Raw genomic sequence first — 18,880 nt, 5'->3', positions numbered from 1 at the left:
AGCAGATATATTCGATTACGTTGAACGGTTCCATAATCCAAGAATGCGACGTAGACTTGCTAATCAAGACAAAAAGTTTACGTCTTTATTAAACCGTCCGTGAAAACGGGGTAGAACCCGTATTTGTTTTTCGTTGGTTACAGAGTATGCCATAAGCGTCTGAAGCGAAAGCCGTTTATTGTACGGGCAAAAAGTGCTACGTGAAAAAACACCAAATCGGCTGTTAGGTGGAAATGGGGCATTTCATGCAGACTTTCATTACGTCCTTTCGATCAGTTACAAAAATTTGCCGTTTTTCATAGTCTTTTTTTATTTTTCGGGCTGCTATGAAATCCCCTTTTTTACGCGCAATATACGAATTCATGATGCTTAAACGCTATGCTAAGCGCACCATCGAGACTTACCTTAGCTGGATTGCTGACTATATTCGCTTTCACAAATTTGCCCATCCAACCTCGTTAGACGAAACCCATGTAGAAGCGTATCTGACCTATCTGGCCACCAAGCGGAAAGTCTCGCAGTCAACGCAGGCAACGGCGCTAAATGCATTGGTATTTATGTATGGGAAGTACCTGGATAAGCCGCTACCAACAGAAATGACGTTTTTAAACAGTGGTCGCGAACGAAAACTGCCGGTAGTGCTGACCCAGAATGAAGTGAAAGCGTTACTGAGGCGGGTGCCGCATCAACATTATCTGGCTGTGGCCATGCTTTATGGTAGTGGTCTTCGACTGATGGAGTGTGTGCGTTTGCGTGCAGGTGATATCGATTTTGACTTTAAGTGTGTTCGTATCTGGTTTGGAAAGGGCGGTAAACATCGTATTGCGACCCTGTCAGAATCGCTATTGCCTGGTTTGGAAGAGCATATTAGAAAAAGCGAGGCGCTGCTTCGCCGTGACCTGGCGGTACCGGAATTTGCGGGCGCATGGGTGCCACAGGGGCTACGGAAAAAATACCAAAGCCGTAATAAAACACTGGAGTGGCAATACCTGTTTCCGGCTGCCAGGCTGAGCATAGATCCTGAAAGTAAGTTGTTACGGCGTCACCATATTGATGAAAAGCAAATACAGCGCGCGGTGAAGACAGCCGCGTTCGACGCAGGCATCATCAAACATGTTACGCCACATACGCTACGGCACTCGTTTGCTACGCATCTTCTGCAATCGGGCGCGGATATTCGAACGGTACAGGACCAGTTAGGGCATGCAGATGTGCGCACAACCCAAATTTATACGCACATACTGCAACAAGGGGCTCACGGTGTCGTAAGCCCGCTTTCGGCATTACTAATGTGATCAGCTTTAAAGCCTGGTTAATGATGTCTTTTTCGCAACCTGGGTTCCTTTTTCAGGTAACAAAAAAGGGCCCGCAGGCCCTTTTTACATTATTAATAACGGTTCGCGTTACACACGCTCGAAGATGGTGGCAATACCCTGACCCAGACCAATACACATGGTGGCCAGGCCAACAGACTTGTCGTTCGCTTCCATCAGGTTCAGCAGCGTGGTGCTGATACGTGCACCCGAACAGCCCAACGGGTGACCCAGCGCAATCGCGCCGCCGTTCAGGTTCACCTTCTCATCGTAGGTGTCCAGCCAGCCCAGCTGTTTAATGCACGACAGTGCCTGTGCGGCAAAGGCTTCGTTAAACTCGGCCAGCTCAATGTCGTCCATGGTCATGCCGGCACGTTTCAGCGCTTTCTGGGTAGCCGGTACCGGACCGTAACCCATAATCGCAGCGTCACAGCCTGCTACGCCCATGGCGCGAATTTTCGCACGCGGCGTAAGGCCAAGGGCCTTGGCTTTGTCGGCTGACATCAGCAGCATGGCTGACGCACCGTCAGAGATAGCTGACGAGGTACCTGCCGTCACGGTGCCGTTCACTGGGTCAAACACAGGGCGAAGGCTCGCCATGGTTTCTACGGTGCTGTCCGGACGAATTACTTCATCATAATCAATCAGCTTCAGCACGCCATTTTCGTCGTGGCCTTCAATGGGCACAATCTCGTTAGCCCAGCGGCCTTCCAGCGTAGCCGCGTGCGCGCGCTGGTGCGAGCGGGCACCGAAGGCGTCCTGCATTTCACGGGTAATGCCATTCTGGCGGCCCAGCAGCTCGGCGGTCATGCCCATGTTGCCCGACGCTTTCGCCGTGTACTTAGCCAGTCCCGGGTGGAAGTCCAGGTTAAAGTTCATGGGTACGTGACCCATGTGCTCAACACCACCAATCATGAACACATCACCGTTGCCGGTCATGATGCCCTTGGCGGCGTCATGCAGTGCCTGCATCGACGAGCCACACAGACGGTTAACCGTCACCGCGCTGGTAGAGCGCGGAATGTCGGTCAGCAGCTGGGCGTTACGGGCAATGTTAAAGCCCTGCTCTTTGGTTTGCTGTACACAGCCCCAGATAATGTCTTCTACTTCAGACGGATCCAGGTTTGGGTTGCGCTCAAGCAGCGCGGTCATCAGGTGCGCCGACAGGGTCTCTGCGCGCACATTACGAAATACACCACCCTTGGAGCGGCCCATGGGGGTACGAATACAATCGATTACTACGACTTCTTTCATGATGCGTCTCCTTTGGGTTTACGCGAAGTAAGATTTACCGTCGGCGGCCATCTGGCGAACGCCATCTGTTACCTGGTAAATCGGTCCGAGGTGGGCGTACTTGTCAGCCATCTCAACAAAGTTCGCTAACCCAATGGTTTCAATCCAGCGGAAGATACCGCCGCGGAACGGAGGGAAGCCCAGTCCGTACAGTAGCGCCATATCGGCTTCTGCTGCGCTGTCTACAATGCCTTCTTCCAGGCAGCGAATGGCTTCGTTGGCCATCGGTACCATCAGACGCGCAATGATTTCGTCCTGGTCGAAGTCTTTACGCTCGGCAACCACGCCTTTCATCAGCGCATAGCTGTCTTCAGACGGGGTCTTGCTGGGTCTGCCGCGCTTGTCTACGCCATAGTCGTAGAAGCCTTTACCGTTTTTCTGACCCAGACGATTAGCCTGGTACTGCAGGCTGATAGGGTCGTTGTCCATTTTCTGCATGCGCTCAGGGAAGCCGTCAGACATCACACCGGCAGCGTGATCAGACGTATCCATGCCAACAACATCCAGCAGGTAAGCCGGGCCCATTGGCCAGCCGAACTGTTTCTCCATTACCTTGTCCACGGCAACAAAGTCGGCACCGTCAAGCAACAGCTTGCTGAAGCCCGCGAAATAAGGGAACAGCACGCGGTTTACCATAAAGCCCGGGCAGTCGTTTACCACAATCGGGGTTTTACCCATTTTCAGGGCAGCGGCTACCACGGCGTTGATGGTGTCATCTGAGGTGTGCTCACCACGAATGATTTCCACCAGTGGCATACGGTGTACCGGGTTGAAGAAGTGCATACCACAGAAGCGTTCCGGGTTTTTCAGGTTCTTCGCCAACTGGTTAATAGAAATGGTCGAGGTGTTTGAACAGATGATCGCGTCATCCGCTACCACTTCCTCGGTTTCCTTCAGCACAATGCCTTTCACTTTCGGGTTTTCTACAACGGCCTCAATCACCAGGTCGGCGTCTTTCATTGCGTTGTAGTCAAGGGTTGGCGTGATCCTGTTAAGGGTTTCTGCCATTTTCGCGGCGTCTACTTTGCCACGCTGCATACCCTTGCCGAGGATCTTCGCGGCTTCTTTTAAGCCCAGATCCAGTGCGTCGGTATTGATGTCTTTCATCACTACCGGCATGCCTTTCACGGCAGACTGATAGGCAATACCGCCACCCATGATGCCAGCGCCCAGCACGGCCGTGAGTTTGTGTGACTTAGTGGCTGCTTTGGCCTGTTTCTTTCCTTTACCTTTAACCAGCTGGTCGGCCAGGAAGATGCCAATTTGTGCTTTCGCTGCGTCAGTTTTCGCCAGCTTCACAAAGCCTTCGTTTTCCAGCTTCAGCGCACCGTCGCGGTCCATGCCCGCGGCTTTCATCACGGTTTCTACCATCATGTGCGGGGCCGGATAGTGCTTGCCTGCCTGCGCGGCAACCATGGCCTGCGCGGTAGAGAAGCTCATCGTGGCTTCGTTTTTGTTTAACGAAAGTGGTGCTTTTTTCTGGGCACGGCGCTTTTCCCAGTTGAACTTGCCGGCCGCGGCGTCTTTCAGCATCGACAGGGCCGCATCGCGCAGGGCGTCAGGGGCAACAACGGCATCAACCGCACCTTCGCTCAGGGCTTTCTGCCCCTTGCGATCTTTACCGGTGGTCATCCATTCCAGGGCGTTGTCTGAACCAATCAGACGCGGCAGACGCACGGTTCCACCGAAGCCCGGCATCAGACCCAGTTTGACTTCCGGCAGACCAATGGATGCCGTGGTGTCGGCAACACGCATGTCACAGGCCAGTGCCATCTCGCAGCCGCCGCCAAGGGCGAAGCCGTTAATTGCGGCAATGGTAGGGAAAGGCAGATCTTCAAAACGATCGAATACCTGAGAAGTCTTGCCTACCCATTCCAGAACTTCAGCGTCATCTTTTGAGAACAGATCGGTAAATTCGGTAATGTCGGCACCGACGATGAACGTTGGCTTGGCGCTGCGAACCAGAACACCTTTTACATCACCTTTGGCTTTCAGGGCCTGGGTGGCTTCATCCAGTTCGCTGACGGTCTGGCGGTCAAACTTGTTTACCGAGCCTTGTGCATCGAATACCAGCTCAGCAAAGCCGTCATCTAACAGGCTGACGGTCAGACTTTTGCCTGTGTATATCATTGTTGTCTCCTTTGGCGTTGGCCAGGATGCCAGGTATCACAGTACCGTGCTACCTGACGTGTTTTACACGTAATAACTACAACGGTGTATTGTCACGCGTGCATAGGGTGGCTAGATTCTTTACAAAGCCACGACAAATTTCAATGAAAAATTCAAACACGTGTTTCAATTAAGGGAAAGTGGTGTTGCCACCACGGTTTTTCAAGCTCGAATTCCCGCGTTGAATACGTATAATGGTAGCGAATGGTGTTCAACGCCAATCCAGAAAAATAATAATCCCTAATAATGCTGGTTATACTGTAACGGTAGGCGCACAGAAAACGCCGTTCAGTACGTTGGCAATGGCAGCAGCGTGCCGGTCAGTCAGGATGCAGGACCGGTTGGGTGAATGTTTCACAGGATGGCCGTATGAGAATGACACGGGCAGTGTTTAAACGGGCAACACGCCAGGCACGCAGGGTGCTGATGGCGGGGCTTTGTTCAGCCTGTAGCTGGTTGTCTGTGGCCGACACGCTGACTGACACTCACGGCAGCACAGCACCCTCAGATACACGGCTTTCAGACCAGCGCGGGCGATTTCTTGAAACCGAAAAAGCCCTGGCCGGCATCTGGGGCACCCCGTCCGACGCCCTGCTGGCGAAAATCGAATCGCTCTCAGACTACCCCCTGTATCCTTATTTACAACGCATGGTGCTGGAGCGCACGTTCCTGTTGTCTAACCGCGACGAGATAGAAAGTTTTCTGAAACAGCATGAAGGCAGGCCAGTGGTGTACGGGCTGCGCGAACAGTGGCTGAATTATCTGGCGACGCACAATCAGTACGACGCGTTTATGGCCAGTTACCGTGACAATCTGTCTACCCGGCTGACCTGCCAGAAACTGCGTTATGAACTTAACCAGGCTACTCAGCCAGACCTGGTGCTGGCCCGTGTTGATTCGTTATGGCTAAACGGGCAGTCACAGCCAAAGGCCTGCGATCCGCTGTTCAGTACCTGGCAGAAAAAGGGCATGATGACGCCGGAAAAAGTACTCGGGCGCATCGAAAAAGCGGCGACCGGCGGTAGCGTCAAGCTAGTCAGTTACCTGAAACGCAAATTGCCGGATGACATGCAATATCTGGCAGACCGCTGGCGCGATATTCGTCGTAATCCGGCAGCTATCACCCGCTACTCGCGTTTTCCGCTGCGCTACCCGCAGCAGGAAGCGGCAATGATCAGCTGGGGTATGGAGCGGCTGGCCTGGCGTGATGCGCCTAAAACTATCGATGCCTATTATCGCTGGCAGAAAAAGCTGAATTTTACCGCAGCGCAGTTAATGCAGATTCACCGCGCAATTGCGCTTAGCCTGGCTATTGATGATGCACCTGAGGCACTGACCTGGCTACAGCGTGCCAACGTGCCGGGGGCCGACGACGATGTGGCGCGCTGGCATGTTGCCCATTTACTGCGCCACGAGCAGTGGCAGGCGGTACTGCAGGTCATTGCCAGCGTCGACGCGGCGCGTCAGAACGATGAGGCATTTCTGTACTGGCAGGCGCGGGCATACAGCGAGCTGGGCATGGAAGAACAGGCCAGTGCCTTGTTTGATACCCTTGCCGGTCAGCGCCACTATTATGGATTTCTGGCCAGCGCCCGGCTCAAGCGTGTGCCGTCGCTGGCGCATACCCCCGTGCCGGTTGACCAGCTGGCGCTGCAACAGGTGGCGGCGCAGCCCGCAGCCCGGCGCGCGTATGAATTTTATCAGATGGAACGTTTTCTTGAGGCGCGCCGCGAATGGCGTTACCTGATGAACACCCTTAACAGCGATGACGTGAAATACCTTGCCGTACTGGCCAGTGAGTGGGGCTGGCACGATCAGGCCATTATGGGGTTTGCGCAAAGCGGCTACTGGAACGACGTTGAGCGGCGCTTCCCGCTGGCGTTTACCAACGAATTTAACCGTATTTCCCAGCAATATTCTGTGCCCCAGGCATTTGCCATGGCCATCGCGCGGCGGGAAAGCTCGTTTATGCCCGATGCGGTATCGCCGGCAGGGGCAACCGGCCTGATGCAATTAATGCCAAACACGGCGGCCTATCTGGCCGAGCGCCGGGTCAGCCGTCAGACCCTGTTCGAACCACAGCAAAATGTGCAGCTGGGCGTGCGGTATCTGCGCTACCTGATGGACAAAATGAATGACGATCCCGTGCTGGTATCGGCGTCATACAACGCAGGCTGGCAGCGCGTGGTTGACTGGCTGCCACAGCAGTCACCCATCCCCACCGACATCTGGATTGAAACTATCCCGTATCGCGAAACCCGTGACTATGTGAAAGCGGTACTGGCCTATCGCTATATTTACGAAACGCAGCTGGGACAGCCCACCAACCTGTTTGAGTCGCTGACCGACGCCATCATTCCGCCGTCCGGCATGCTGCAACAGCAAACCACCGCCTCCCGTCAGCAACTTGCGCCTGAGTAAAAGCGCAGCCTGCTTATTTTTCGACATGTTGTCTGCGACATAATCGCTCGTCTTTAACCTCTATCGTTCCATGTTACAATCTCCACATCACTTTGGAATGAACCTGAGTGCAGAGTAGCGAGAGAGGCGTGAAAAACAAAACCGTCCAACCGCAGGGATGCGGTTGGCGAGCGCCCACGGTCGGGTTCACGGCGTGTTTTGTTTTTCACGCCTCTCTTGCTGCTTTGCTAACTCGATCACAAACAGAGGTCTTATGTCGCAACAACAGGCAAGCTATCAGGAACATATCAGTGTACTGCAGGCGCGCACGCGCGAGGCGCTTCAGCGGGAAGGGCTGGAAGGGCTGGTGATTCATTCGGGGCAGGGCAAGCGCCTGTTTCTGGATGACAATCACTATCCGTTTAAGGTGAACCCGCAGTTTAAAGCCTGGTTGCCGGTTGTAGATAACCCGAACTGCTGGCTGGTGGTGAACGGACACGACAAACCCAAGCTTATCTTTTACCGTCCGGTAGACTTCTGGCATAAGGTACCGCCAGAGCCGAATGATTTCTGGACTGACAGTTTCGATATTGTGATGCTGAAGCAGGCGGACGCGGTAGAAAAGCACCTGCCTTACGACAAAAAAGGCTATGCCTACGTAGGCGAGTATATTGAGGTGGCGCGCGCGCTGGGTTTTGACAATGTGAATCCCGACCGTGTGCTGCATTATCTGCACTATCATCGCGCCTACAAAACCGATTATGAACTGGACTGCATGCGGAAGGCCAATGCGCTGGCGGTGGCCGGGCACAAAGCGGCGAAAGCGGCGTTCCTGAACGGAGAGAGTGAGTTTGATATTAACCTTGCCTACCTGAAAGCGTCGCGACACGGCGACAACGATGTCCCGTACACGGGTATTGTCGCACTCAACGAGCATGCCTCTATTTTGCACTACATGCAGTGTGACACCGAGGCGCCAAAAGACTCGCGCTCGTTTCTGATTGACGCGGGGGCAACCTGTCACGGCTACGCCGCAGACATCACCCGTACCTACAGCCGTGACGACAACGCCTTTCGTGACCTTATCAAAGCGGTAGACAAGGTAACCCTGACCCTGGTGGACTCGCTTAAGCCGAACGTGGCTTACACCGACATTCACCTGTTAGCCCACGATGGCATTGCGCAAATCTTAAGTGACTTTGGCATTGTGAACTTAACGGCGCCCGACATTGTCGAGCAAGGCATTACCCGTACGTTCTTCCCGCATGGTATCGGCCACTTCCTGGGCTTACAGGTGCATGATGTGGGCGGTCTGGTTAATGACGATCGCGGCACGCCAAAGCCTGCACCGGAAGACCATCCGTTTTTGCGCTGTACCCGCATTGTTGAGCCGCGTCAGGTATTTACTATTGAGCCCGGGCTGTACTTCATCGACAGTCTGCTGGCTGATCTGAAATCGTCGCCGCAGTCAAAATACATAAACTGGGACAAGGTAGACGAATTCAGGCCGTTCGGCGGGATCCGTATTGAAGATAATATTATTGTGCATCGCGAAGCCAACGAAAACATGACCCGCGATCTGGATTTGGAGTAATCGGGAGACGCTGCCCCGCGATGGCGGGGCAGCCGGTAATCTGTGATCGCTCAGGCGGTCATACCGGGGTATTCAACCTGACCGGCAATTATATAAATCAGTCCCTCACACAAACGGGCACGCAATTCTATGTTACTCAGTTCATCGTCAAACACCTGATGCAACTGTGTCAGACAGTGTCTTAAATCAGGGGATGGCGCACTGATCATCTTCATGTCCCAGCCAGAGAAGCGAGGTTCGGGCACCGCCACGTGCTGTAACACTTCAAACTCGTAATGGCGGGGGTCGTCGCGGATAATATCGGTCAGTGCCGTGATCTGATCCTGCTCGCCTTCAAGGATCTGGATAAAACGGCCATCAAAGGCAATCAGTGCACCGGTGATACCCCGCAAATGATTGGCTTTTTGTGAATGTGACTCAATCGCGCCGATGTCATCTTTGGTAATCATCGACGACATTTTACTGCGATAAATAATACGACCGAACATAAAAGACCCTACTGCAACCAAGGATGTTGTAATTACGTCAGGTGATGTTGCCGAGATCATTACGCCACAGTTGTGCGATATGTAAATTAGCGTGTACAGCAGGGCGACGGCGTCGCCCTGAAAGGGATTAGTTTCGGAAATTCATGTCCTGCATCAGAGCCGTGCTCATCACCGTGCGATATTCAGCGCGGTTACCGCTTTCAGCCTGCATTTTTTCCATGCTTTTCTTTGCCCAGTCGAGAAACATTTTCCGGCGCTTCTCGTCTTCTTCTACCGTGGCCATGTGTTTGAATACCCGGATAAGATACAGATCCGGCTCATCGGCGCGAGGGTGCACATTACTCAGTACTTCGTAGCTTATCAGCCACCCTTGTGACACCGCATAATCCATATTTTTACGCCACTCGCTGGCCAGCCAGTTCGCGTATTTCAGGCCTGCTCCGTCAGCCAGTTTAATGCCTGTGACTTCCCAGTAGTTTCCGCCAATAAAGGGCGGCTCGTGATTGTCTGCTGCTGCATTTTGAATAGTTAAAAGACTAAAAGCACAAAATACGACTCCTCTGATTATTGTTTTTAACATTGGTTTTTCTCCATGATGGTTTGTGCGTAATGTACGCGCATACAAACATAGACCTGCCAATGCGATCTGTCTAAAAAAAAATCAAAATGATGTGTCGGAATTGTCAGCCACGCTGAACGTTTAGTTTACTCTGGTTAGCAGTGCAGTCAGTTCCTGCGCACCAAACATCACAATTTCAAAGGCAATCAGAATAATAATGATCCACTCGAGAAACGACGAATGTTTGTGTTTCAGCTCATCGGCCAGCATGTCGAACAGTTCGTGAATGACATTCAGTTTATTCGACAGCAGTTCAACGCGTGAGCGAATATCCAGGTAGCGGGCGGTGGCATTGTAGGCCCCCTCATAGTCGGGATATTCCCAGAAGAACTCCGGCGTATCGAGCAAACCATAGTGCAGAAAAATATCGCTTTTGGTACTGAACAGGTGGCCACGGATACTGGCAATCTGACGGCGGCTAAGGTTTATCTTACCGGTGGTTTCCAGCGTTTTGGGCAGGTGCGCGTACAGCGCAATGGTATCCAGCGCACGTTGCTCATAGTCATTCAGTTTGATCGACTGCGCCAGCGCGTGGCTGACCGCAAGGCGTTCCAGCGGATCGTCTTTCGCCAGGGAAATGAGATCCTTCTGTAATTTGAGTTCGCCGCATGCCGTGGCAAACCGGAAGTGTTCCTGATGGTCGCCGGCCAGTACGTCTGCGCCCAGTTTTAAACGGTGCAGTAGTGATAAACGCTCGTCTTCGTCAATCCCCCAGAAGACCACCACACCATAATCAAACAGCCATGCTTCGCCACCCGGCAGTGCCAGCAGCATCGCGTCGCGGTAACGGGTACCCATTTCAGGGGGAGATTCAAATACGGTGTCTGCGTCGGGCAGGGAATACACCGACACACGGTCATTACAAAATGTCATAGCAGGTTCAGCCAGAGAAAAATCGGGCCGATTATGCGCCTGATTTTGCTGCGCACCTAGCAACATCCGCACGAGATTATTTGCCCGTGCAGATAAAATATTTTGATGGAAATCAGGGATTAGCTGGTGCGTTCAACCGACAGATGGGCCAGCGCAATCAGCGCGTCTTTGTAATCAGACGCCGGCAGCACAGACAGACTGTCTATCGCCTTTTGCACTTCCTCATGCGCACGCTGACGGGTATAGTCCAGTGCGCCGGTGTCCTGCATAATGCCCTGGATACGTGTCAGGTGAGCCAGACCGTCGGCATTTTTAATCGCATCGTGGATAAGCGTGCGATCAGCGTCACTGGGGGCATGCCACATGGCGTACAGCAGCGGCAGTGTGGGTTTGCCTTCTGCCAGATCGTCTCCGGCATTTTTCCCCATATCGTCACTGTCAGCCATATAATCCAGAATGTCGTCAGCCAGCTGGAAAGCGGTGCCCAGGTGCTTGCCGTAGTCCTGCATTGCACGTTCAATGTGTTCAGGCTGGTCAGTCAGCACTGCCGCCAGTTGTGTTGCAGCTTCAAACAGACGTGCGGTTTTGCCGTAAATTACGTCAAAATAACGCTGCTCGGTGGTATCCGGGTCGTTACAGTTCATCAGCTGCAATACTTCGCCTTCGGCAATCTGGTTGGTCGCCTCAGACAGTATCGCCATCACCCGCATACGGTTAAGGCTGACCATCATCTGAAAAGAGCGGGTATACAGGAAGTCACCCACCAGTACCGAGGCCTGGTTGCCGAAAATGGCATTGGCAGTTTCGCGCCCGCGTCGCAGTGTTGACTCATCAACCACATCATCGTGCAGCAGGGTCGCGGTATGAATAAATTCTACAATGGCTGCCAGGGTATGGTGATCGGTTGTGGTGATATTCAGTGCGCGGGCGGCAAGCACGGTCAGCAGCGGACGCAGGCGTTTACCACCACTGTTTACAATATAGAACCCGAGCTGGTTAATCAGGGCCACATCAGAATCGACCTGCTGTTGGATCAGGGCATTGACCGCCTGCATGTCGTCCTGGGTTAGCACTTTGATTTGTTCGAGATCCATCGCCATAGCTGACTGTTACCTGTTACTACCAATTTTGACATGGCGATTGTACCTGAAAGTCCCTGACTATCCAGCCACTCATCACAAAAAGCCTGTGACTGGCTGTTTTTCCGGGCTGACGGACAGAGTTCGGACAGTGATGACTGACGATCCGACCGCGATCGCAGTGATCGGCTGGCGGAATCGGCCAACAGGTCTGCCAGGTAAATTCAGGCTGAATGCCGCTGCATAAAAGGCGTTTAGCGACTTCTCTGAACACATAAGAGTGGGTAAAATACTGACCAAAGGGGCAAATTGACGTCGTGTAGGAAAAATAGTCAATTTTTCTTGGAATCGCTCTTGTGATTTAAATGGCTATCACGTACAATTCGCGCCCTGTTTTTTGAATTAAAGCGTAAGAACACGCAGAGCGGAGTTAACTATGTACGCGGTTTTCCAAAGTGGCGGTAAACAACACCGTGTGGCCGAAGGCCAAACCGTTCGTCTTGAAAAAATCGAAGTCGCACCAGGCGAATCGGTTGAATTCGACAAAGTTTTGATGGTAAGCAACGGCGACGACGTTAAGATCGGCACGCCGTTAGTTGCTGGTGGTAAAGTGACTGCTGAAGTAATCACTCACGGTCGTGGCGATAAAGTAAAAATCGTCAAGTTCCGTCGTCGTAAGCATTCACGTAAGCAAATGGGTCATCGTCAGTGGTTCACTGAAGTGAAGATCACTGGCATCAGCGCATAATAGGAGCGAAATCACATGGCACACAAAAAAGCTGGTGGTAGTACCAAAAACGGTCGCGATTCCGAAAGTAAACGCCTTGGTGTAAAACGCTTCGGTGGTGAATCAGTTCTTGCTGGTAACATCATTGTTCGTCAACGTGGTACGCGTTTCCACGCTGGTGACAACATGGGTATCGGTAAAGACCACACGTTGTTTGCACTGAAAGACGGTAAGGTCCAGTTCGAAGTGAAAGGTCCTAAAAACCGTAAGTTTGTAAGCATCGTAGCTGAATAAGCGCGAACGCTTTCGGCCGAAAGGCTTAGAAAAAACCCCGCGCAAGCGGGGTTTTTTGTTATCTGCAATCGAAAAGCGGGCGCTGAAGATGTAATCGAGCAGTGCTGGGGCAGGGAACGTGATTCTGGACCCTCCACGGCATGGATGCCGTGGTGGAGCCCCCATGGATGGGTTTACGGCGTGTCCATAATCACGTTCCCTGCCCCGGCGATGCGTGGTTTGCGTCTTCAGCGCGCCCCCGCTGGCAGCCTGCAGGCAACAGACGGTTAATCATACGGCGCGATATTTATTGCTTGTTGTTATACTAGATAAGTCAGTTAGGTTTACGTTGGTCGATATGACCGGAGAGAGAAATGAAATTTGTAGATGAAGCGGAAATTCGTGTTGAAGCGGGTGACGGCGGTAACGGCGTGATTGGCTTTCGGCGTGAAAAGTACATCCCTAAAGGTGGCCCGGATGGGGGCGACGGCGGGGATGGCGGCAGCGTCTATCTGGTGGCCGACGAAAACTTAAATACGCTGATTGATTACCGCTTTGAGCGCTTTCATCGTGCGGAGCGTGGACAGAATGGCCAGGGTAGTAACTGTACCGGTCGTGGTGGTGCAGATCTGTTTTTGAAAGTGCCGGTGGGCACCCGTGCAACCGACACGGAAACCCTTGAAGTGCTGGGTGATCTGACCAAGCATGGTCAGAAACTGAAAGTCGCCCAGGGTGGCTTCCATGGCCTGGGTAATGCGCGTTTTAAAAGCTCTGTTAACCGTGTTCCACGTCAGAAAACCAATGGTACACCGGGTGAAATTCGTAATCTGAAACTGGAACTGATGCTGCTGGCGGATGTGGGTCTGCTGGGCATGCCCAACGCCGGTAAGTCTACGTTTATCCGTTCGGTCTCGGCGGCCAAACCGAAAGTGGCAGATTATCCGTTTACCACGCTGGTGCCGAACCTCGGCGTAGTGCGTCAGGATTCACAGCGCAGCTTCGTCGTGGCCGATATCCCGGGTCTGATTGAAGGTGCAGCCGATGGCGCAGGTCTTGGGATCCGCTTCCTGCGACACCTTGAGCGCTGCCGCGTACTGTTGCACCTGGTCGATCTGATGCCAGCCGATCAGAGCGATCCGGTGGAAAATGCGAAAACCATCATTCGCGAACTGGAAAACTACAGTCCGAAACTGGCTGAAAAGCCGCGCTGGCTGATTTTCAACAAAGTTGATCTGATGCTTGAAGAAGAAGCAGATGAACTATGCAAGAAAATTGCCGACGCGCTGGAATGGGATGGTCCGGTCTATCAGATTTCTGCTTTCCAGAAACTGGGACTGGAGCCGTTGTGTAAAGATATCATGGATTTCATTGAAACCCTGCCTGCCCCGAGTGAAGAGCCGCTGGAAGCAGAAAACGTAGAGTTTAAGTGGGACACAGACCACAACGAGGCGATGGACCTTGCCCATGACGACGATCTGGACGATGACGACTGGGACGACGACGATTACGACGTGGAAGTGGAATACCGCCGTTAAGGACGCCTGATGAAAATCGCAATGATTGCCGCCATGGCAGACAACCGGGTGATTGGAAAGGACAACGGTATGCCGTGGCATTTACCGGCCGATCTGAAGCACTTTAAACAGGTTACCTTAGGTAAGCCGGTGATCATGGGGCGCAAGACGTACGAGTCGATTGGCAAGGCATTGCCAGGACGCACCAATATTGTTATTTCCCGCAGCACTGACTTCAGGCCGGCAGATGCGCACATTGTCGCGTCGCCGGATGAGGCGCTTATTTTCGCACAGCAGCATTGCAGTGACGCAGACGAGATTATGGTCATTGGTGGCGGGGCAATTTATCAGGCCATGTTAAACCGTGCCGAACGGCTTTATCTCACCTTTATCGATGCCACCATCGACGGCGATACGCAGTTTCCAGACTACACCACGGTTGCACAATGGCAGGAAGTGAGCAGCGAACAGCGTGACGCGGACGATAAAAATCCGTATGCCTGTCGGTTCGTCACGCTGCAGCGGCAACCCGGTTAACCAGAGAGGGCGGCGAAAAGGGCGTATTCGTCCCGGTGCCCCTTTCGCCTGAACTTTTCAGAAGACGGTCTTACTCGTTCATCTGGTTAAACAGGTTTTCCAGAGTGAGGCCCTGATGTCCCAGCATATCGCGCAGGCGTCGAAGGGCTTCTACCTGAATCTGACGAACACGCTCACGGGTCAGGCCAATCTCAGCACCCACATCTTCCAGCGTTGAAGGCTCATAACCCATCAGACCAAAGCGGCGCGCCAGCACCTCTCGCTGTTTGGGGTTCAGATCTTTCAGCCATTTTACAATGTTGCTTTTGATGTCGGCGTCCTGCAGGTTCTCTTCCGGACCGAATTCTTTCTCGTCGGCCAGAATGTCCAGCAGGGCTTTGTCATGTTCGCCACCAATCGGAATGTCCACCGAAGTAATGCGTTCGTTCAGACGCAGCATTTTGCTGACTTCGTCGACAGGCTTTTCCAGCGCGGTGGCAATTTCTTCTGCGGTCGGCTCATGGTCGAGCTTCTGCGATAACTCGCGCGCTGCGCGCAGGTAAACATTCAGCTCTTTGACCACGTGAATAGGCAGACGAATGGTGCGCGTCTGATTCATGATGGCACGTTCAATGGTCTGACGGATCCACCAGGTGGCGTAGGTTGAAAAGCGGAATCCGCGTTCGGGATCGAACTTTTCAACCGCACGGATCAGACCCAGATTGCCTTCCTCAATAAGGTCGAGCAGTGCCAGTCCACGGTTGTTATAGCGTCTTGCAATTTTCACCACCAGACGAAGGTTACTGACAATCATGCGCTTGCGTGAGGCTTCGCAGCCTTTCAGGGCACGACGGGCAAAGTACACTTCTTCTTCAGCGGTTAATAAGGGGGAGTAGCCAATTTCGCCTAAATAAAGCTGGGTGGCGTCGAGGTTTTTGGGGAGCTCTTCCTGACTGAGAACGATATCTTCATCGTTTTCCAGATCGTCGCTTAAAGCTTCATCCTTCATTTTTTCAGACATCTCAATAACGTCATTGTCGTCTTGAGCTTTCGGTTCGATCACAGTGTTTTTAGTTTGACCCACAACTGCATCTCCTGGTTACTGGTTACCGGATAGTTTCTCCTTTTTCATTCTTATTATTGTTTATTGTTATGGTCGTGTTGTTGGCAGATACCGCTGTGGATCTAATGACTTGCCACGATATCTCACTTCAAAATGAAGCTTTACCGAATCTGTACCGCTGTTCCCCATAGTGGCAATTTTCTGGCCTGCTGACACCCATTGTTGTTCTTTGACGTTGATGGTGTCGTTGTGTGCATAAGCGCTCAGGAAGGTGTCGGTATGTTTAATAATGATCAGGTTACCGTAACCTCTGAGTGCATCGCCCGCATAGACAACTTTGCCGTCTGCGGCTGCCAGCACTGCACTGCCTCTGGCGGCGGCGATATCGATGCCTTTGTTGCCCGATTCCGCCTGGCTAAATTGCTCAACCAATTTTCCTTTTGCAGGCCACACCCAGCGGTTTACGCGGGCTGGAAAGGAGTTCGGTTTCCGTTTTTTGTTGGACGAGTCCGGTTTAACCGACTGGTTGTTAACAACTTTTTCACTTTCACCATACGCCTGCCCGGTAGGCCGGTCAACACTACTTTTAGCTAAGGATGATGTGGTCGTACCACTGGGGGATCTGGACGATCTGGCTTGAGAGTTGCTTCTTTTTTGAACAGTTTTGGGTGGGGTCACCCGCAGCACCTGGCCGGGATAGATATTGTACGGGGCGCTCAGCTTGTTATAACGGGCGATGTCGCGGTAGTCATTACCGGTATACCAGGCAATGGCGAACAGGGTGTCGCCTTTTGCAACCGTGTAGGTATCATCGGTAAAACCCCCGGACTCCTCTTCTGGCTGACTATTCAGTAACACAACCGGGGCAGGGGTATGGCGGGACGTGCACCCGCTGATGAACGTAGTCGTCAGGCAGGCGACAATTGTGACAGAGACCGCATGGCGCCTGAACATGGTGTTACCTCAGTATCAGATAGGCCGCCACCGCCAGCAGTACCACTGCCCAGCCGAGCCATTCAATGTACTGCCTGAGTTTTTCTTCCATCGCGGCACCGCCCATTTTCATCAGGCCGGCCACCAGGAAAAACCGGGTTCCCCTGCCTACTACAGAAGCAACAAGAAAGGGCACAAATGCCATGTTCAGGAAGCCTGCGCTAAGCGTGAAAAGCTTATAGGGAATAGGGGAGAAGCCGGCCAAAAATACCACCCACACGCCATAGTCCTTGAACCAGTCAATGGTACGCTCGAGCTGGGGTCCGTAGCCTGCGGCTTCGATAATGGGTGATAACCAGGCGTCAAAGGCAAAATACCCCAGCAGATAACCGGCAATGCCTCCTATGGTTGAGGCTATTGTCGCGATAAGCGCAAAGTGCCACGCCCGCGAGGGCTGTGATAGCGACATGGGAGCTAGCATCACATCCGGCGGGATAGGGAAAAATACCGACTCGGCAAAGCTCAATCCGGCCAGATAGCGGGATGCCTGCGGATGACGGGCCCAACGAAGGGCGAGGTCGTACAGCGGCTGGAAAATTTTCAAAGCAGATCTCCTGCCACTAAGGGAACAAAACGAACCGCCTCAATGGTCTGGGTTTGCAGTTCACCGTCAATCCGGTCAACGCACAGCAGTGCCTGCTGCTCTTCACCGACCGGAATAATCAGCCGGCCACCTTCTTTAAGCTGATCGCACAGGGCTTCGGGTAAGGTCGCGGCCGCGGCGGTAACAATAATCGCATCAAACGGGCCCTTTGACGGCCAGCCCTGCCAGCCATCACCGTGCTTCATGGCTATGTTGTGCAAATCAAGCTGATTCATGCGACGTTTAGCCTGAAACTGCAGCGACTTAATACGTTCTACGCTGTAAACCTGCCTGAATAATTGCGCGAGGATCGCAGTCTGGTAGCCGGATCCGGTGCCTATCTCGAGTACTTTTTCCGGCGGGTTGGGCGAACCCAGCAGCAACTCTGTCATTTTGGCGACGATGTACGGCTGAGAAATCGTCTGTCCCTGTCCAATGGGTAACGCGGTATTCTGATATGCCTTGTGTTTCAGTGCATCAGGCAGAAAACGTTCCCGGGGTGTTGCCGCTATTGCATTGAGCACGCGCTGATCACGAATTCCTTCGGCATACAGCAGTTCTGCCAGTGAATCACCTTTGCGTGTCGATCTCATTGTTCTTATTATCCTTGTTTTGCGCAGACCTCAGCCGGCATTTACTTGGCCAGCCAGTCCTTCATGTCATCCAGGCTTTGATATGCCGTCATATCCACACTCAGTGGTGTCACCGAACAATAGCCATTTGCAATGGCGTGGAAATCCGTCCCTTCTCCGGCATCCTGCTCAGCCCCGGCCGGACCATACCAGTAAATGGTTCTGCCGAACGCATCCTCGGCTCTGACCATGCCTTCGGCGCGGTGACGACGGCCCTGACGGGTGACCTTAATGCCTTTCAGTGCATCATAAGGCACGTCCGGCACATTCACGTTCAGGATCTGATTCGCCGGCAAAGGATGTTGTGCCAGCTTATCAATGATGTCGGCCACCACCCGGGCTGCGGTCTCAAAATGGGTCGCCTTATGCCCTACCAGTGACACCGCAATGGCCGGCAGGCCCATGTAGCGTCCTTCAGTGGCGGCGGCGACGGTACCGGAATAAATAACATCATCGCCCAGATTGGCACCGTGATTGATGCCGGAGACCACCAGTTGCGGATCGTCGTCGAGAAACTTATTGATGCCCAGGTGAACGCAGTCTGATGGTGTGCCGTTCACCGAATAAAATCCGCTTTCCATTTGCTGAATGCGCAGGGGCTGATGCAGCGACAGGGCATTACTCGCGCCGCTGCAATTGCGGTCAGGGGCAATCACGGTAACATCGTGTTGCTGCGCAATGGTGGCGTGCAACACGCGCAGGCCTTCAGCGAATACCCCGTCATCGTTACTCATTAAAATACGCATGCGTT

18 protein-coding genes are annotated in these 18,880 nt (G+C 53.0%); 7 read left to right on the top strand and 11 right to left on the bottom strand.

The genetic code is table 11. The annotated features are described in order from the left end of the window. Nucleotides 1–326 precede the first annotated feature (326 nt). Nucleotides 327–1,295 carry an integron integrase gene (locus AB1N33_RS10080; protein WP_411271415.1) on the top strand — a complete coding sequence of 323 codons (969 nt, stop codon included), beginning with the start codon at nt 327–329 and terminating at the stop codon, nt 1,293–1,295. 108 nt (nt 1,296–1,403) lie between these two features. Here the strand turns inward: AB1N33_RS10080 and fadA are convergent, their stop codons facing one another. Continuing rightward, complete coding sequence (gene fadA, locus AB1N33_RS10075; RefSeq protein WP_411271414.1) at nt 1,404–2,567, bottom strand: acetyl-CoA C-acyltransferase FadA; 1,164 nt, start codon at nt 2,565–2,567, stop codon at nt 1,404–1,406. An 18-nt stretch (nt 2,568–2,585) separates the two neighbouring features. After that, nucleotides 2,586–4,736: a fatty acid oxidation complex subunit alpha FadB gene (fadB, locus tag AB1N33_RS10070; RefSeq protein WP_411271413.1), complete on the bottom strand. Its 2,151-nt coding sequence runs from the start codon at nt 4,734–4,736 to the stop codon at nt 2,586–2,588. Between the two features lie 408 nt (nt 4,737–5,144). Here fadB and AB1N33_RS10065 point away from each other — a divergent pair, with 408 nt between their 5' ends. Then, on the top strand, nt 5,145–7,196 hold the full coding sequence (locus AB1N33_RS10065) for a transglycosylase SLT domain-containing protein (RefSeq protein WP_411271412.1): 2,052 nt from the start codon (nt 5,145–5,147) through the stop codon (nt 7,194–7,196). A 253-nt stretch (nt 7,197–7,449) separates the two neighbouring features. Continuing rightward, nucleotides 7,450–8,769, top strand: coding sequence for a Xaa-Pro dipeptidase (pepQ, locus tag AB1N33_RS10060; protein WP_411271411.1), 1,320 nt, complete (start codon nt 7,450–7,452; stop codon nt 8,767–8,769). 50 nt (nt 8,770–8,819) lie between these two features. Here pepQ and AB1N33_RS10055 read toward each other — a convergent pair whose 3' ends face one another. From AB1N33_RS10055 to ispB, 4 genes are all read right to left on the bottom strand, one after another. After that, a complete protein-coding gene (locus tag AB1N33_RS10055) occupies nt 8,820–9,257 on the bottom strand; it encodes a BLUF domain-containing protein (RefSeq protein ID WP_411271410.1) in 438 nt (145 codons plus the stop codon). A gap of 127 nt (nt 9,258–9,384) precedes the next feature. Continuing rightward, on the bottom strand, nt 9,385–9,837 hold the full coding sequence (locus AB1N33_RS10050) for a hypothetical protein (RefSeq protein WP_411271409.1): 453 nt from the start codon (nt 9,835–9,837) through the stop codon (nt 9,385–9,387). Between the two features lie 120 nt (nt 9,838–9,957). Then, the gene (locus tag AB1N33_RS10045) at nt 9,958–10,749 is read right to left on the bottom strand and encodes an RMD1 family protein (RefSeq protein ID WP_411271408.1); all 792 of its coding nucleotides are present in this window, start codon (nt 10,747–10,749) and stop codon (nt 9,958–9,960) included. A gap of 119 nt (nt 10,750–10,868) precedes the next feature. Continuing rightward, the gene (gene ispB, locus AB1N33_RS10040) at nt 10,869–11,843 is read right to left on the bottom strand and encodes an octaprenyl diphosphate synthase (RefSeq protein ID WP_411271424.1); all 975 of its coding nucleotides are present in this window, start codon (nt 11,841–11,843) and stop codon (nt 10,869–10,871) included. A gap of 421 nt (nt 11,844–12,264) precedes the next feature. Between ispB and rplU the strand changes: the two genes are divergently transcribed. The 4 genes from rplU to folA all read left to right on the top strand — a co-directional run bounded on the left by rplU (nt 12,265) and on the right by folA (nt 14,879). After that, the gene (gene rplU / locus AB1N33_RS10035; RefSeq protein WP_411271407.1) at nt 12,265–12,576 is read left to right on the top strand and encodes a 50S ribosomal protein L21; all 312 of its coding nucleotides are present in this window, start codon (nt 12,265–12,267) and stop codon (nt 12,574–12,576) included. A 15-nt stretch (nt 12,577–12,591) separates the two neighbouring features. Next, on the top strand, nt 12,592–12,849 hold the full coding sequence (rpmA, locus tag AB1N33_RS10030; protein ID WP_115591793.1) for a 50S ribosomal protein L27: 258 nt from the start codon (nt 12,592–12,594) through the stop codon (nt 12,847–12,849). A gap of 353 nt (nt 12,850–13,202) precedes the next feature. After that, entirely contained in the window at nt 13,203–14,363 is a 1,161-nt protein-coding gene (gene cgtA / locus AB1N33_RS10025) for an Obg family GTPase CgtA (protein ID WP_411271406.1), read from the top strand. Between the two features lie 9 nt (nt 14,364–14,372). Beyond that, the gene (gene folA / locus AB1N33_RS10020; RefSeq protein WP_411271405.1) at nt 14,373–14,879 is read left to right on the top strand and encodes a type 3 dihydrofolate reductase; all 507 of its coding nucleotides are present in this window, start codon (nt 14,373–14,375) and stop codon (nt 14,877–14,879) included. Between the two features lie 70 nt (nt 14,880–14,949). On the opposite strand, the gene rpoS is transcribed toward folA, so the two are convergent. The 5 genes from rpoS to surE form a co-directional block, all read right to left on the bottom strand. Continuing rightward, nucleotides 14,950–15,942, bottom strand: a complete 993-nt coding sequence (gene rpoS / locus AB1N33_RS10015; RefSeq protein WP_411271404.1) for an RNA polymerase sigma factor RpoS — start codon at nt 15,940–15,942, stop codon at nt 14,950–14,952. Nucleotides 15,943–16,008: 66 nt separating this feature from the next. Beyond that, a complete protein-coding gene (locus AB1N33_RS10010; protein ID WP_411271403.1) occupies nt 16,009–16,875 on the bottom strand; it encodes a peptidoglycan DD-metalloendopeptidase family protein in 867 nt (288 codons plus the stop codon). 4 nt (nt 16,876–16,879) lie between these two features. Then, nucleotides 16,880–17,458 (bottom strand): YqaA family protein, encoded by a 579-nt coding sequence (locus tag AB1N33_RS10005; RefSeq protein ID WP_411271402.1) that lies wholly within the window; start codon nt 17,456–17,458, stop codon nt 16,880–16,882. Continuing rightward, the gene (locus AB1N33_RS10000) at nt 17,455–18,090 is read right to left on the bottom strand and encodes a protein-L-isoaspartate(D-aspartate) O-methyltransferase (protein WP_411271401.1); all 636 of its coding nucleotides are present in this window, start codon (nt 18,088–18,090) and stop codon (nt 17,455–17,457) included. Before AB1N33_RS10000 ends, AB1N33_RS10005 begins: the two co-directional genes overlap by 4 nt. 41 nt (nt 18,091–18,131) lie before the next feature. Then, nucleotides 18,132–18,875 (bottom strand): 5'/3'-nucleotidase SurE, encoded by a 744-nt coding sequence (gene surE, locus AB1N33_RS09995; protein WP_411271400.1) that lies wholly within the window; start codon nt 18,873–18,875, stop codon nt 18,132–18,134. Nucleotides 18,876–18,880: the final 5 nt, after the last annotated feature.

Source organism: Alteromonas nitratireducens (assembly GCF_040812025.1).
Lineage (GTDB): Bacteria > Pseudomonadota > Gammaproteobacteria > Enterobacterales > Alteromonadaceae > Alteromonas > Alteromonas nitratireducens.
Note: the sequence above shows the minus strand (reverse complement) of the source record. Positions and strands in the feature narration are given on the sequence as shown.